This window comes from Rhizobium sp. 32-5/1 (assembly GCF_029537235.1).
Taxonomy (GTDB): Bacteria; Pseudomonadota; Alphaproteobacteria; order Rhizobiales; family Rhizobiaceae; genus Pararhizobium.
On sequence record NZ_CP120638.1, the window covers coordinates 2,481,925 to 2,497,298 of the forward strand.

General features: G+C 61.4%; 7 protein-coding genes and 2 pseudogenes. 3 read left to right on the forward strand and 6 right to left on the reverse strand.

The annotated features are described in order from the left end of the window. Positions 1-138: 138 nt before the first annotated feature. The 3 genes from P6U16_RS12625 to P6U16_RS12635 all read right to left on the reverse strand — a co-directional run bounded on the left by P6U16_RS12625 (position 139) and on the right by P6U16_RS12635 (position 5,145). Positions 139-3,303, reverse strand: a complete 3,165-nt coding sequence (locus tag P6U16_RS12625) for an efflux RND transporter permease subunit (RefSeq protein WP_277700876.1) — start codon at positions 3,301-3,303, stop codon at positions 139-141. A gap of 27 nt (positions 3,304-3,330) precedes the next feature. Beyond that, the gene (locus tag P6U16_RS12630) at positions 3,331-4,437 is read right to left on the reverse strand and encodes an efflux RND transporter periplasmic adaptor subunit (protein ID WP_277700877.1); all 1,107 of its coding nucleotides are present in this window, start codon (positions 4,435-4,437) and stop codon (positions 3,331-3,333) included. Between the two features lie 102 nt (positions 4,438-4,539). Beyond that, complete coding sequence (locus tag P6U16_RS12635; protein ID WP_277700878.1) at positions 4,540-5,145, reverse strand: TetR family transcriptional regulator; 606 nt, start codon at positions 5,143-5,145, stop codon at positions 4,540-4,542. Between the two features lie 206 nt (positions 5,146-5,351). Between P6U16_RS12635 and P6U16_RS12640 the strand changes: the two are divergent. Continuing rightward, positions 5,352-6,997: pseudogene (locus tag P6U16_RS12640) on the forward strand (AMP-binding protein). Positions 6,998-7,013: 16 nt separating this feature from the next. Here P6U16_RS12640 and P6U16_RS12645 read toward each other — a convergent pair. The 3 genes from P6U16_RS12645 to secA form a co-directional block, all read right to left on the reverse strand. Beyond that, positions 7,014-8,297, reverse strand: a complete 1,284-nt coding sequence (locus P6U16_RS12645) for a GNAT family N-acetyltransferase (RefSeq protein WP_277700879.1) — start codon at positions 8,295-8,297, stop codon at positions 7,014-7,016. Then, positions 8,294-9,733 (reverse strand): lipopolysaccharide biosynthesis protein, encoded by a 1,440-nt coding sequence (locus tag P6U16_RS12650; protein ID WP_277700880.1) that lies wholly within the window; start codon positions 9,731-9,733, stop codon positions 8,294-8,296. Before P6U16_RS12650 ends, P6U16_RS12645 begins: the two co-directional genes overlap by 4 nt. 432 nt (positions 9,734-10,165) lie before the next feature. Further along, a complete protein-coding gene (gene secA, locus P6U16_RS12655) occupies positions 10,166-12,877 on the reverse strand; it encodes a preprotein translocase subunit SecA (RefSeq protein WP_277700881.1) in 2,712 nt (903 codons plus the stop codon). Positions 12,878-13,119: 242 nt separating this feature from the next. On the opposite strand from secA, the gene P6U16_RS12660 reads away from it, so the two are divergent. Both P6U16_RS12660 and argJ read left to right on the forward strand, forming a co-directional pair. Beyond that, positions 13,120-13,980 (forward strand): peptidylprolyl isomerase, encoded by an 861-nt coding sequence (locus P6U16_RS12660; protein ID WP_277700882.1) that lies wholly within the window; start codon positions 13,120-13,122, stop codon positions 13,978-13,980. A gap of 151 nt (positions 13,981-14,131) precedes the next feature. Then, positions 14,132-15,372: pseudogene (argJ, locus tag P6U16_RS12665) on the forward strand (bifunctional glutamate N-acetyltransferase/amino-acid acetyltransferase ArgJ). The last annotated feature ends 2 nt before the right edge of the window (positions 15,373-15,374 follow it).

Below are 15,374 nucleotides of genomic sequence, written 5' to 3' on the forward strand. Positions count from 1 at the left end.
ACGAATTTTCCCACAAGTGGCAAAAGGTGCTGTAAATGTCAACCGAGATCGTGAAATCGTTTTCTCAATTATAAAAAAGCCACTGCGCGTCTCCGCGCGGTGCCTCCTTGTTCACGAAGTGATTTTACCCGCTCTTGCTTATTCCGCCGCGATGGCGGTTGGTCGCATGACCTCAATCCCATCGCCCAGCGCTGCCGGCGCTGTTTCCGCTTCGGCCGACCGTGCCTTGGGCTCGCGACCGAAGAACAGCGCATAGGCGGCAGGCAGCACGAAGATCGTCAGCACCGTCGCCACCAGGATGCCGCCCATCATGGCGTAGGCGAGCGGTCCCCAGAAGACGCCGCGCGAGATCGGGATCAGCGCAAGCACGGCAGTCAGTGCCGTCAGCATGATCGGGCGGAAACGCAGCACCGCCCCGCCGATGATCGCCTCCATGCGGTTCATGCCGGCGGCGATGTCCTGGTCGATCTGGTCGATCAGGATGATCGAGTTGCGGATGATGATGCCGAGGAGCGCGATAACCCCGAGGATCGCAACGAAGCCGAAGGGCGCGCCGCTGATCAGAAGCGCCGCACTGGCGCCGATGATGCCGAGCGGCCCGGTGGCCAGCACCAGCATCGCCTTGCCGAAATGCTGCAACTGGATCATCAAAAGCACGACGATGACCAGCAACATGATCGGCGCCTTGGCGGCGATCGAGGCCTGGCTTTCGGCCGCATCCTCGGCGCCGCCCTGGATATCGACCTTGTAGCCGGGGGCAAGCCCGTCCCTCAGGCCCTGCATCTCGCCATACATCTTCAGCGCCACGTCATTGGGCTGCACGCCATCGGGCAGGGTGCCGCGCACGGTGATCGTCGGCAGGCGGTCGCGCCGCCATTCGACGCCCTGTTCGAGAACCGGCACGACCTTGGCGATCTGGGAGAGCGGAATGAAGCCGCCGAAATCGGTCGGGATATAGACCGAGTTGACGGCCGAGAGCAGCTTGCGGTTTTCCTGTGGTTCGCGGGCAACGATCGAAACCGTTTCCTCGCCGTCGCGGAAATCCCCGAGCGGCGCGCCGCTGGTGGTCGCCTGCAGCATCTGGCGAATGCGTTGCGACGTAACCCCGAGTGCCCGGGCGCGGTCCTGGTCGATGACCAGCTTCATGGCCGCCACCGGTTCCAGCCAGTCGTCATGGACGGCGCCGAGCATGGGATTGTCGGAGAATTTCTGCTTCACCTGATCGGCGATGCGCCGCACCTCGGCCCGATCAGGACCACTCACGCGCATCTGCACCGGCCAGCCGGTCGGCGGCCCCAGGAACAGCCGGTCGACCTTGGAGCGGACCGAGGGGAAATCTTCGGCCAGAATGTCGCGCAGCTTGAGGATCAGGCGTTCGCGGGCCGGTTCGTCCTTGGCCATGACGAGCAGCTGGGCGAAGTTCGGATTGCGCAATTGCTGGTCGAGCGGCAGGAAGAAGCGCGGCGCACCCTCGCCGATATAGGTGGCGATGAAGCGCTTGTCTTCGTCCGCGATGATGCGGTCCTCCAGCGCCTTTGCCTGCGCCTCGACCTCGGTGATGCTGGTCCCCTCGGGCAGCCAGAGATCGACAAGGATTTCCGGGCGCGAGGATTGCGGGAAGAAGTTCTGCGGAATGAACTGGAACGCCCAGAGACTGCCGACGAAGGTCGCGAGTGTCAGCGCAATCACGGTGAGGCGATGGCGCACGGCCCAGCCGACGCTGGCCCGCAGACGGCGATAGAAGCGGGTGTCGAACACGTCCTTGTGGGCGCCCACATGATGGCGCTGTTTCAGGATCATGTAGCCGAGCCAGGGTGTGAAATAGACCGCGACGAACCAGGAAACCACCAGCGCGATGCCGACCACGTAAAACAGCGAGCGCACGTATTCGCCGGCCGTCGAGGCGGCAAAACCGACCGGGATGAAGCCTGCCGTGGTGATCAGCGTTCCCGTTAGCATCGGAAATGCGGTGGAGGAATAGGCAAAGCTCGCAGCCTCGATTTTCTCCAGGCCTTCCTCCAGCTTGCGCTCCATCATCTCGACAACGATCATAGCATCGTCGACGAGAAGACCGAGCGCGATGATCAGGGCACCAAGCGAGATGCGCTGCAGGTCGATGCCGAGTTCGTACATGATGGCAAAGGTGGCCGCGAGAACCAGCGGGATGGCGATGGCAATGACGAGGCCGGAACGCCAGCCGATCGACACGAAGGAGACGATGAGCACGATGATCAGCGCTTCGCCGAGAGCCTTCATGAATTCGCCGACGGCCTCGGTCACGACCTCGGGCTGGTTGGCGATCTGATCGATCTTCACGCCATAGGGCAGGGCCTCGCTGAAGCGCTCATAGGTCGCCTCGACCGTCTTGCCGACATCAATGACATTGTAGCCCTTGGCCATGACGACGCCGATCTGGACGCTGTCCTGGCCGTCGAAACGGAACTTGCGCGCAAACGGCTCTTCCAGCCCTGCGGTCACGGTTGCGATATCGCCAAGCCGCGTCACCTGCCCGCCGGAGCGCAGCCGCAATTCGCGGATGTCGTCCACCTTGTCGACGCTGCCCTCGACGGAGATGCGCACCGACCGTTCCCCGGTCTCGACGCGGCCGGCCGGATCGACATTGTTCTGGCCGGCCAGCGTGGTGTTCAGGTCGGCAAGGGTCAAGCCGCGCTCTGCCAGTGCCTTGGAGGAAACGTCGATGTAGACCTTCTCGGGCTGGTCGCCGATGATCACGGCCTTCTCGACGCCCGGCGTCGCCAGGAGCATGTCGCGCGCCTGGATGGCATAGGCCTTCAGTTCGGGATAGCTGAACCCCTCACCGGTAAGCGAGTGCAGGGTGATGAAGGTATCGCCGAACTCATCGTTGAAATAGGGACCGTAAAGTTCGGAAGGCAGTTCCGAGCGGATGTCGCCGACCTTCTTGCGGACCTGGTAGAAGGCATCGGCCACCTCGGCTGCATCCGTGTCGCCCTTGACCTGCAGCGTGATGATCGCGCTTCCGGCGCGGCTATAGGAACGCACGAAATCCAGATGCGGCGTCTCCTGCAGCTTGCGCTCGATCTTGTTGACGACCTGATCCTGCATTTCCTCGATCGAGGCGCCGGGCCATGCGGCCTGGATCACCATCACCCGGAAGGTGAAATCCGGATCTTCCTTCTGGCCCATGTTCATGAGCCCGAAAACGCCGGTGAGGAGAATGAGGCCGAACAGGAAGCGTGCAATGCCCGCATGGCCGATGGCCCAACGCGACAGGTTGAAAGCTTGTTTGCCATCGCCGGCTGGGCCGTTGGTCGAGGTGGTCATGGCGTCGTTCCGTTCCTTGATTTCGGCTTAGCGGACAAGCTGGGCGGTTTTGTCTTGGCCAGTGGCGCTTGCCTGCTGGTTCGCAGCTTCCGGCAGCTTCACCTTCAGCTCATCGCGCATGAACTGCGTGCCTGCTGTCACGACGATGTCGCCGGGCTTGAGGCCATTTGCGATCCGGGCCTCAGTGCCCGCGAAATCGGCGATCTCGACAGGGCGCGCATGGACTGTTTCGGTTGATGGATCGACCGTCCAGACCAGGGCCGTCTCGCCTTGCTTGGCAAGGGCGCTGAGCGGAACGGCGACCAGCGATGGGCCGGCGTCCACAGCCGCGCTTATCAGAGCCGTCATGCCGAGCAGCGCCGGCGAATTTTCCGGCAGGCTCACGCGGATTGCAAAGGTCCGGGACTGCGGATCGGCACTGCCGGCGACTTCGCGCACCTTGCCCTCCAGGGTTTCGCCGCTGTTCGACCAGATCGTCACTTTGACTGTCTTGCCCGGCTTGAAGGCGAGAATGTCCGTCTCGGGAACGGCGACCAGCACTTCCTTTTCGCCATCCGCCGCGACCGTGACCACCGGTGTACCCGCGGCAACCACCTGGCCTGCCTCGGCGTTGACCGCCGTGACGATGCCGGTCCGATCTGCCTGCAGGGCGCCGTAGGTCACCTGGTTTCGGGCCTGTTCAAGGGTGGAAAGGGCGGCGTCGCGTGTCGAAACGGCCTGGTTGTAGGAAAGCTGCGCCTGTTCGAGTTGCGATTTCGACGAGACCTGCTTGTTGAAAAGGTCCTCGGCGCGTGTCTTTGCCAGCGCCGCCGTTTCGACCTGCCGCTCGGCGGCTGCGAGATTGGCCTCGGCGGAACGAACCGACAGCGCGTAGTCGGTCGTGTCGATGCGGGCAAGCACGTCGCCCTTGGTCACGCGATCGCCGATATCGACAAGCCGTTCGGTGATCTTGCCGCCGACCCGAAAGCCGAGTGCCATTTCGGTGCGCGAGCGCACCGTGCCCGAATATTCCAGTTCGCGCGCCGTCTGCGCCTGCGCCACCGTCATGACCTTTACCGGCCGCACGACGTCCGCCTGGACTTCCGGCGCCTGTTCGGAGCAGCCTGCAAGACCAATCATTGCGGCAAGCAACATAGAGGTTGCTATCGTTGTCTTTATCCGTCCTGCCTGAAAAACCATGGCTGAATTCCTGTCGTTGATGTCTGGTGTTTTGTGCAGGCTGGCGGTGTGATGCCGCTACTTCAGTGCCCGGATTGCGAATTCTACGAGGTCTTCGGGCTGCGCCCGGTTTGGCTTGGAAATGCACTGCATGATCAACTGCGGATGACAGAGCGAGGTGATGCTGGCACCAAAACATTTGGCGGCGACGGAAATGTCCTGCTCGCGAAACTCTCCCAGCCGGATCCCGTCTGAAATCACTTCGGCAATGAGGTCGTGCAACCGGTCGATGTGTTTCTCGATGACGTTCCAGTCGCGCTCGATGGCGACGATCACCATCTCGTGGACCTTTTCCTCGTCCATCATGGTCTCGACAGTCAGTCGGTGCTGCTCGAGAGCATAGCGGCGCAGCCGCTCGGTGGCGCTGATGGGAAGGCCGGCTGTGTACCGGGCAAGCTCATAACTTCCGCCCAGCATCCGGTTGCAGATCGCCTGGTGAATCTCGACCTTGGACGCAAAGAACCGATAGATGTTGGCCGTCGACATGCCGAGTTCCTTGGCAATGTCCGCTACCGTCGTCTTGCCATAACCGTAGTGACGGAACAGGCCCTCGGCGGCATTGAGGATCCTTGTGATGTTATCCTGGCGGCCGACATCGATTTCCGGGCTGATGGCTTCCTGCATGGTGTCTTGCCTTACGACTGACGAATTTTGAATTTCGTCAGTCGTAAGGCATCAATCATTATCTGTCAAGCAGATGGGGCGCTCGCGTGCCGGCAATGGTCCTTGGAGGCTGATCTGGTAACGAAAAATCAGCCTGACCCAGGACGGTTGAATACCACGCTGCGAAAATGGTATTGCACTGCAGCGAAATTCCTTCCGGGCAAACCATGCTGCCGATCAGCGATACCTATGACCATCTGCGCCGGGACTTCCGCTGGCAGATTCCCGAGCGCTTCAACATCGGCGTCGCGGTCAGCGATGCCTGGACGACGCACGAACCCGATCGTGTATGCCTCCAGCATTTCAGCCCCGATGGTGCCCATCTCTCGCTCACCTATGGCGCCCTGAGTGCCCGATCCTCCTCCTTTGCCAATGCTCTGGTCGCGCACGGGGTTGCGGCCGGCGACCGGGTAGCCATCCTGCTGCCGCAGGGTTTCGAGACGGCGATCGCCCATGTCGCAATCTACAAAATGGGTGCCATCGCCCTGCCGCTCGCTTTGCTTTTCGGTGTGGAAGCTCTTGAATACCGGCTGCGTGATGCCGATGCGGCTGCGATCGTCACCAATCGCTTCGGCCTTGGAAAGATCGCTGCGATCCGCGATCGTCTGCCGGACCTGAAACTTGTCGTTCTCGCCGATGACGCTGACGACAGCGAGGCCGGAACGGAATCGTTCCGCAGGTTGGCTGAAGGTTTCTCTCCGGCTTTCACCTCCGTGGATACGACCCCCGACGATCCTGCGATGATGATCTACACGTCGGGCACGACGGGGCCGCCCAAGGGGGCGCTGCATGCGCACCGCGTGCTTCTCGGCCATATTCCGGGGTTCCAGTTTCACCATGCCTATCTGCCGCAGGTGGGGGACCGGATGTGGACGCCGGCCGACTGGGCCTGGGCCGGGGGCTTCTGAACGCGCTCCTGCCGTCGCTGCTGCTCGGCGTGCCCGTCGTTTCCTCGCCGGGCCAGAAGTTCGATCCGCACATGGCGCTCCGCATCATGGAAGAGATGCAGGTGCGCAATGCCTTCATCCCGCCAACGGCGCTCAGGCTGCTGAAGGCCGTGGACAATCCGCGGGCGCACTACAATCTCAACCTGCGCACGATCGGTTCGGCGGGTGAATCGCTCGGCCGCGAAACCTGCGAATGGGCAAGCGAAGCCTTCGGCGTGCCGGTCAATGAATTCTACGGCCAGACGGAATGTAACATCGTGCTGTCGTCGGCGGCCCATCTCGGCGTGTTGAAGCCTGGATCGATGGGCAAGGCGGCGCCCGGTCACGAGGTCGCGATCATCGATGGTGACGGCAATGTCGTGCCTGATGGAACCGTCGGGCAGGTCGCGGTGAAGCGGCCCGACCCGGTGATGTTTCTCGGCTACTGGAAGAACGACGAAGCGACGCAGCGCAAATTCATCGGCGACTGGATGACCACGGGAGACCAAGGTGTTCAGGATGCCGAGGGCTATGTCACCTTTTTCGGCCGCGACGACGACGTCATCACCTCATCGGGCTACCGGATCGGTCCGAGCGAGATCGAGGATTGCCTTGCCGGCCACCCCGCCATCCAGCTTGCGGCGGCCATCGGCAAGCCGGATCCGCTGCGCACGGAAATCGTCAAGGCCTATGTCGTGTTGCGGCCCGGCCATGCGCCATCTGCCGAGCTGGGAGCAGACATTCGCGATTGGGTGAAGACGCGGCTTTCGATGCACGAATATCCGCGCGAGGTCGCGTTTGTCGAAAGCCTGCCGCTGACGACGTCGGGCAAGGTCATTCGGCGCCTGCTGCGGGATCAGGCGGCGGCCGAAGTGCCGGCGCCGTAAGCCGCCTGACTATTGGCTATTTCGAACGGCGCGGCGCCAGCGCCCGGATCTTTTCGCGCAGCAACCGGGCCATGTTGCGGGTGTTGCGATAGAGATGAAGCTGGGCTGCGACCTGCCGGACGTCACGGTCGCGGTTCTGGTTGAGGCCGATCACCAGCGTGCCCATCTCCTCGCGTTCTTCCCAGAAGCGGCTCATCACCGGATGGTCAGGCACGGCGCAGCTGTCGGAACGCATGATGTTGGCATCGTCGAGATGCCATTCCGTCAGTTCAGCCATCAGGAGCTTGCCGGGAGAATACCTGGCATAGCGCTCGTCATAGGCGGTTTTCCAGGTATAGGCTTCGCCGGCCATCATGAAGACAATCATTGTTGCAATCGCGGTGCCGTCGAGATCGAGCGTGTGGATGCGCACGCTGTCGGCCTCGGCGAGATTGGTGATCGCCTCGCGGGCAAAGGCCGCCCGGTAGCGGTCCATGACCATGGCGGTGCGCTGGCGGCCCTTCCAGCCGCTGGCTTCGAGCGCCAGGAATTCCTCCATGCGCACCCGAATCTCGGCCGGCTGCCGGGCAACGTTGTAGCTGAGCTTGCCGATGGCTTCGAGATGTCCCCATTGCCGGCGCAGATCGCGGAAATGCGACGGGGTCATCGCCTTGCGAAGATAGGCCTGGCCATCCAGCAGGCTTTCCAGCATCGGCCGCGTGAAGCTGTCTGTTACCGTGATCGGCAGGTTTCGGCCGATGGCCACTGCGCGGGCCATCTGGGCAAACTTGCCTTTCAGGCGGACATCCGGCAGCACCAGTACGGACGGCAGGCCGGCTGACGGATCGGCCAGGGCCTCGTAGAGGTTGTCAATCGTTTCGGCGGCTTCTTCCGCATCAAGCAGTGGCACCCCAAGCGGGCCGAACGGGTTCGACCAGGCACGAATGATCGACGCGCCTATCGAGAAGCCGGGCTTTTCAATTGAAAACGGCATGAGAAACCGAATGCGGCTGCGCCGCTCATCCTGGTCGCGGATAAGCGCAAGCCGGATGACCCGGTCCTCAAGGCGTGGCATGGCGGGCGCCAGGAAGCGTCCGGTAAAAAACACGTTCGGCTCCAGCGCCCTGTTCGACAGGAAATCCAGTTCCTGCTGCAGGTCATAGCCGGCCCGGGCGGGATACAGGCAGAGATGTCGCCCCGGCCGGCCAACCGACAATGTATTTTCGGCTGCCGGATGATGGATAGCCGGTGGAACCAGTCCGCCGAGAAGTCGTGCCGCGCGGCCGTTTGCATCGTCCGGATATTGGGGCGTGCCGGTCATGATCTGGATGCCTCTGCTTTGATGGTTCTGGCATGGGGATCCGCAAAAGCGAACAGCACAATGCCGAAAGTGTGGCGCACGGCCAGATGGAGAAGGATTGCCTCGATCAGCATGGCGCCCGCGGTCGCAAGGGCAGCACCCGTCAAGCCGAAAAGCGGGATCAGCGTCATGTTGAGCGCGAGATTGCAGACGAGGGCCGCGGCATAGAGGGCAACGCAGAGCTTCTGCTGTCCCGCCATCGTCAGGAAAGCCTCTGCCGGACCAACGAGTGCCTTGGCCATGATACCGGCAAACAGGATGACCATCAGCGGATAGCCGGCGAGGAAGGCCGGTCCGAAGAGCGACAGTAGGAAATTGCCGGCCAGCAGCACCACCCCGCCGACCACAAGCGATGGCCAGAACGACCAGCGTGCGCTTTCGACGGCAATTACTGCCAGTTGCTGGCGATCGGGATCCGCCATGGCGGCGGAAAACCGCGGTGCTGCGGCCGCCTTGACCGAGAACATCACGAAATGCACCAGCGCCATGGTCTTGGCGGCGGCAAAATAGATCGCGACGCTTTGCGGATCGAGATAGAGGCCGACAATCACCACATCGGAATTGGTCAGCATGAAGCCGAAGCCCTCGATCAGGAAGATCGGAAAGGCGATGCGGATCCAGGTGCCGAACTCAATTCTACGGGGCCCCTTGACGTAGCGCTTGCGCAGCCTCCAGGTCAGGATAAAGAACTGCGTGACGCTCGTCAGGTAGGTCGCGGCCATGGCCGCGATCATCGCGGTCTGTGCCGTATGCGGTTGACCGCTGGCGACGGCCAGCATCATCAGGGCCAGGATAAGCAGCGGCCGGATGATATAGGTCGGGCTCAGCGCCGAAACCGCCCAGCTGTGGGCGCGCGACGTGCCGTCCATGACGTCGCCAAGCGCGATCATCGGAAGCGCGAAAATACCGAGATAAAGCGGCACGATGTAATAGTTATCGATCCAGCCCCCGAACAGCCAGAGGCCGCCGATGCCGGTAATGGCGAGGCCTGTCGCCGATATCAGGGCGAAGATGCGGACGGTCGTCGTCAATCCGCGGATTTCCGGCAAGGCCTCTCGCGCATGATATTGCGGCAGGAAACGAATGATCGCGGTGTGAAAGCCGAGGCAGGAAAGATTGCCGAACAGGATGACGAGGACCCAAACGAAAACGTAGATGCCGTATTCGAATTCGCCCATGACACGGGCAAGGATGATCTGGGAAATAAACGCGATTGCAGCGCTGATGATGCGAATGGCAAAGGCGACGAGCGCCATGCGCTGGGCCTGATGCCTGGGATCGTTTCCGGTGAGAACCGGCCCCAGCTTTTCGACAAGCGGCGCCAGCCGTTCTCGCAACGCGGGCGGCAAGAGACGTCCAGCCGTATGACATGCAGCCAGGAACAAGGGGATACCCATCGATTACGCAATACAGGCACAAGTCTTGCCAGATCAGCGTTAACAAAGGGTGCAGGGGCGTGGGATGCGTGCGCTGAACGCCTGGATTTTTAATCCGAAAAAATTGAATGCAATGGCGCGGCACTGATGACAGAGGCCGGCTCTCTGCTATTATAGGTTGCATTCGATGGCAGAAGGAGCGTGGGCGACACCAGCTCGCTCAACCGGGAGGACGGGCTCCCCAGCCGAGGCAACGGCCTTGCTATCGAATCTGGAGGTGATCTATGTGGCAAAAGCCATTTAGCATCGCGCTTATCTTGAGGAAAACCCGGACAGGCTGGTCGATAGCTGTCCGGGTGAATATCAAAAGATAAGCAAACGGCAGCGGGATAGCAGTCCCGTCTGCCACTTCAGAAAATAAGCCCTGAAGGCGTCAAAAGTAAGTCCCGGCTTTTATGCCTCGAAGGCGCCATGGCAATGCTTGTACTTCTTGCCGGAGCCGCAGGGGCAGGCCTCGTTCCGCGATACCCTGCCCCAGCTCAACGGGTTCTGCGGATCGCGATTTTCCGGGGAAACGACCAGCTGGGCGCCGCCTTCGTTGAAATCGTCCTCGCCGGTCAGCGGATCGATGTGATGACCCTCCATCATCGGCAGCTGCGGCTGCGGCGCGTCGGCGGCCTCGCGAACCAGTTCCACACGCATCAGCTGTGCCGTCACCGCCTGGCGCAGATTGCCGAGCAGGGCCTGGAAGAGTTCGAATGCCTCGGACTTGTATTCCTGCAACGGATCACGCTGGGCATAACCGCGGAAGCCGACGACGGAGCGCAAGTGGTCGAGATTGACGATGTGTTCGCGCCACAGATGATCGATCGTCTGCAGAACGACCGAACGCTCGACATATTGCATGATGTCTTTGCCGAAACGTTCGGCGCGATCCGCCGCTGCAGCATCGGCTGCCGCCGTCAGGCGCTCGCGGATGTCGTTTTCGTCGATGCCTTCCTCTCGCGCCCAGTCGGCGACGGGAAGATCGAGGTTCATCTGGTTGCGGACATCGTTCACGAGACCTTCGACATCCCACTGTTCCGCATAGGCCTTTTCCGGAATGCGCTTGTTGACGATGTCGTCGATGACATCATGGCGCATGTCGGTGACGGTCTCGGTCACATCAGGCGCATCCATCAGTTCGATGCGCTGTTCGAAAATGACCTTGCGCTGATCGTTCAGCACGTCGTCATATTTCAGGAGGTTCTTGCGGGTATCGAAGTTGCGGGCTTCAACCTTCTTCTGTGCTCGCTCCAGGGCCTTGTTGATCCAGGGATGGACGATCGCTTCGCCTTCCTTGAGACCAAGCTTGGTCAGCATCGAATCCATGCGGTCCGAGCCGAAAATGCGCATCAGGTCGTCCTGCAGCGACAGGAAGAATTTCGAACGGCCGGGGTCGCCCTGACGGCCGGAACGGCCGCGCAGCTGGTTGTCGATGCGGCGGCTTTCGTGACGTTCCGTCGCCAGAACGTAGAGACCGCCCGCGGCCAGAGCGATGTCCTTCAGGCGCTGAACCTCGACCTTGATCGCAGCTTCCTTTTCAGTCCGCTCGGGACCGTGCTCCATATCGCCGAGTTCGGCGGCGATGCGCATTTCCAGGTTGCCGCCGAGCTGGATGTCGGTGCCGCGGCCGGCCATGTTGGTGGCGATGGTGACGGCGCCTGGCACGCCGGCCTGGCTGACGATGTAAGCTTCCTGCTCGTGATAGCGGGCATTCAGAACCTGGAAATTCTGGAAGCCGGCCTTCTTCAGCATTTCTGCAAGAAGTTCTGACTTCTCGATCGAGGTCGTGCCAACCAGGACAGGCTGCTTGCGGTCCTGGGCTTCCTTGATCTCGGCGATGATCGCCTTGTATTTTTCTTCCGCCGTCCGGTAGACCTCGTCGTCCTCGTCCTTGCGGATGATCGGCAGGTTGGTAGGCACTTCAAGCACTTCCAGCCCGTAGATGTTGCCGAATTCCTCGGCTTCGGTCGAAGCCGTACCGGTCATGCCACCGAGCTTCTTGTACATGCGGAAATAGTTCTGGAAGGTGACCGAGGCCAGCGTCTGGTTTTCCGGCTGGATACTGACGCCTTCCTTGGCTTCCAGCGCCTGATGCTGGCCTTCGGAATAGCGGCGGCCCGGCATCATGCGGCCGGTGAATTCGTCGATGATGACGATCTCGTCATTGCGGACGATATAGTCCTTGTCGCGCTGGAACAGCCGGTGGGCCTTCAAAGCGTTGTTGACATGGTGGACGATCGCGACGTTCTCGACGTCATAAAGCGTTTCGCCCTTGAGCAGCTTTGCCTCGCGCAACAGGTTTTCCAGCTTTTCGGTGCCGACTTCGGAGAAGTTGGCCGAGCGCTGCTTCTCATCAATCTCGTAGTCTTCCGGTTCCAGCATCGGAATGAACGCGTTGATCGTGTTGTAAAGTTCGGAGCGGTCGTCGAGCGGCCCGGAAATGATCAGCGGCGTGCGCGCTTCGTCAACCAGGATCGAATCGACTTCGTCGACGATGGCGAAGAAGTGGCCGCGCTGCACCATCTGGGCGCGCTCATACTTCATGTTGTCACGCAGATAGTCGAAGCCGAGTTCGTTGTTCGTGGCATAGGTGATGTCGCAGGCGTAAGCCGCGCGGCGCTGGTCATCCGAGAGGCCATGGACGATCACACCTGTGGTCATGCCGAGGAAGGAGTAGATGCGGTTCATCGTCGCGCTATCGCGCGCGGCGAGATAGTCGTTGACGGTCACGACATGCACGCCCTTGCCGGCCAGTGCGTTGAGATAGACAGGCAGGGTCGCCACCAGCGTCTTGCCTTCACCGGTCTTCATTTCGGCGATGGCGCGCTCATGCAGGATCATGCCGCCGATCAGCTGGACATCGAAGGGCCGCAGGCCCAGCGTCCGGCGCGCGGCTTCGCGGACGACCGCAAAGGCCGGTACCAAGAGATCGTCCAGCGTCTTGCCTTCGGCGAGATGCTTGCGGAACTCGACCGTCTTGGCCGCGAGCGCCTCGTCGGTCAGCGCCTTCATCTCCGGCTCGAGCGCGTTGATCGCATCGACCCGTGTCTTGTAGCCGCGAACGCGACGATCGTTCGATGAGCCGAAAATTTTGCGGGCGAGGCCGCCGAGACTGACCATGAGGAATGGTCCTTTCTTTTCTGTCGCTGGCACGTTCCAGGGCCAAGGCCACATTTCCGAGAAATGCACTGAAACGCCCGGAAACTGTTCTGGACGCGAGGTTGCGTGACAGATAAGAGGGGGTCGAATTATGTCAACGGGAGTTGAGGCGCGGCGAGGCTACAGAACGGCCACATTCTGGTGATGTGGAACGTTTTCAGCCGGCCCGATCTCCCGGTTTTAAAGCGCGAAAGGTTAGACGAATGTTCAAGCACAACAAGCTGGCAGCGGTGGCGCTGGTCGCCCTGATGGCGGCTCAGGGTTCCGTGTTCGCCGCCGATGCGGCCGATCCGGTTGTCGCCAAGGTCGGCGGAAACGAGATCCGCCAGTCGGATATCGACATGGCCATCGGCGGCCTCGATCCGCAAGTGGCCCAGCTTCCCGAAGAGCAGAAGCGCGCCGCCGCGCTGTCCGCCGTGATCGACATGCAGCTGCTTGCCGCAGACGCAAACAAGGAAGGTCTCCAGGAAAACGAGACCTTCAAGAAGCGCGTTGCCTTCCTGACCAATCGCGAACTGCACAATGCCTACTTCAAGAAACATGTCGTCGAAGGCATCAAGCCGGAAGAGGTCAAGGCACGCTACGATAAGGAAATTGCGGCGATCACCCCGCCGGAGGAGGTCAAGGCCAGCCATATTCTGGTCAAGACCGAAGATGAAGCCAAGGCCGTCATCAAGGAGCTTGATACCGGCAAGGATTTTGCGACGCTTGCCAAGGAAAAGTCCACCGACCCGAACAAGGATGGCGGCGGTGACCTCGGTTACTTCACCAAGGAGCGCATGGTTCCGGAATTCTCCGAGGCTGCTTTCGCTCTTGAAAAAGGCAAGTATACTAAGACCCCGGTCAAGACCCAGTTCGGCTATCACGTCATCCGTCTCGACGACCGCCGCACGCAGGCAGCCCCGACGCTTGAGCAGGTCGAGCCCCAGGTCAAGCAATTGGTGATGCGCGACAAGTATCTCGAGCTTCTCGCTGCAGCCAAGAAGGATGCCGGGGTCGAAATCACTGATCCGGCCCTGAAGAAAGCCTATGACGACGCCAACAAGGCGCCGGCCGCCAACTGATCGACGCTGGAAGGGTGTCGCTGTCGTAAAGCGGTGACGCCCTTCTGCTTTAAGCGTCCGAGTTTCAACGGGTCCCGGGGATGTCAAATCTTTCGGGACCTTGTCGTAGGTCCGGCTTGCGGACCGTCGCTCTTGTTATGCAGGTTTGATCATGTCCGGCACCGTCTCCCGCTTGCGCCCAAGTCCTTCGCCGAAATGCCCGCCATCCGCGGCGTGCGCATGGCCACAGCCTCGGCGGGCATCAAGTACAAGAATCGCACCGATGTGCTGATGATGATCTTCGATGCACCGGCGTCTGTTGCGGGTGTCTTCACCCGGTCGAAATGCCCCTCGGCGCCGGTCGATTTCTGCCGCGGCAATCTGCCGGGCGGCATTGCCCGCGCCGTTGTCGTCAATTCCGGCAATGCCAATGCCTTCACCGGCAAGAAGGGTCGCGCCGCCACGGAACTGACGGCGCAGTCGGCCGCCAAGGCCGCCGGCTGCAAGGAAACGGAGGTTTTTCTTGCATCCACCGGCGTGATCGGTGAGCCGCTCGATGCCACCAAGTTTGCCGGCGTGCTGGATGACCTGGCGGTTTCTGCGAGCGGCGATTTCTGGTTCGAGGCCGCCAAGGCGATCATGACCACCGACACATACCCCAAGGTTTCAACGCGCAGCGCGACGATCGGCGGCGTCAAGGTCACGATCAACGGTATCGCCAAGGGCGCCGGCATGATTGCGCCTGATATGGCGACCATGCTGTCCTTCGTCGTCACCGATGCGGATATCGCCCCGGCGGCGCTACAGATGCTTCTTTCCGATGGCACCGGCCCCACCTTCAATTCCGTCACCGTCGATAGCGATACATCGACATCCGATACGCTGATGCTGTTTGCGACCGGCGCTGCCGGCACCGATGGCCAGACCAAGGTCACCGACGCGGCCGATCCGGCGCTTACCGATTTCCGCGCGGCGCTCAACGATCTGTTGCGCGATCTTGCGCTGCAGGTGGTTCGTGACGGCGAAGGCGCACGCAAGATGGTGGCCGTCACCGTCGAGGGTGCTGAAACCGATGCGGCTGCCAAGCGCATCGGCCTGTCGATTGCCAATTCACCGCTGGTCAAGACGGCTGTCGCCGGTGAAGACGCCAATTGGGGTCGCGTCGTCATGGCCGTCGGCAAATCAGGCGAAATGGCCGACCGCGACCGCCTGGCGATCTGGTTCGGCGATATCCGGGTGGCTGTCGATGGCGAGCGCGATCCGGATTATTCCGAGGCCGCGGCGACTGCAGTGATGAAGGCGCAGGACATTGCGATCCGCGTCGAGATCGGTCTCGGCTCCGGTACTGCCACGGTCTATACCTGCGACCTCACCAAGGAATATGTCGAGATCAACGGCGACTATCGGAGCTGACG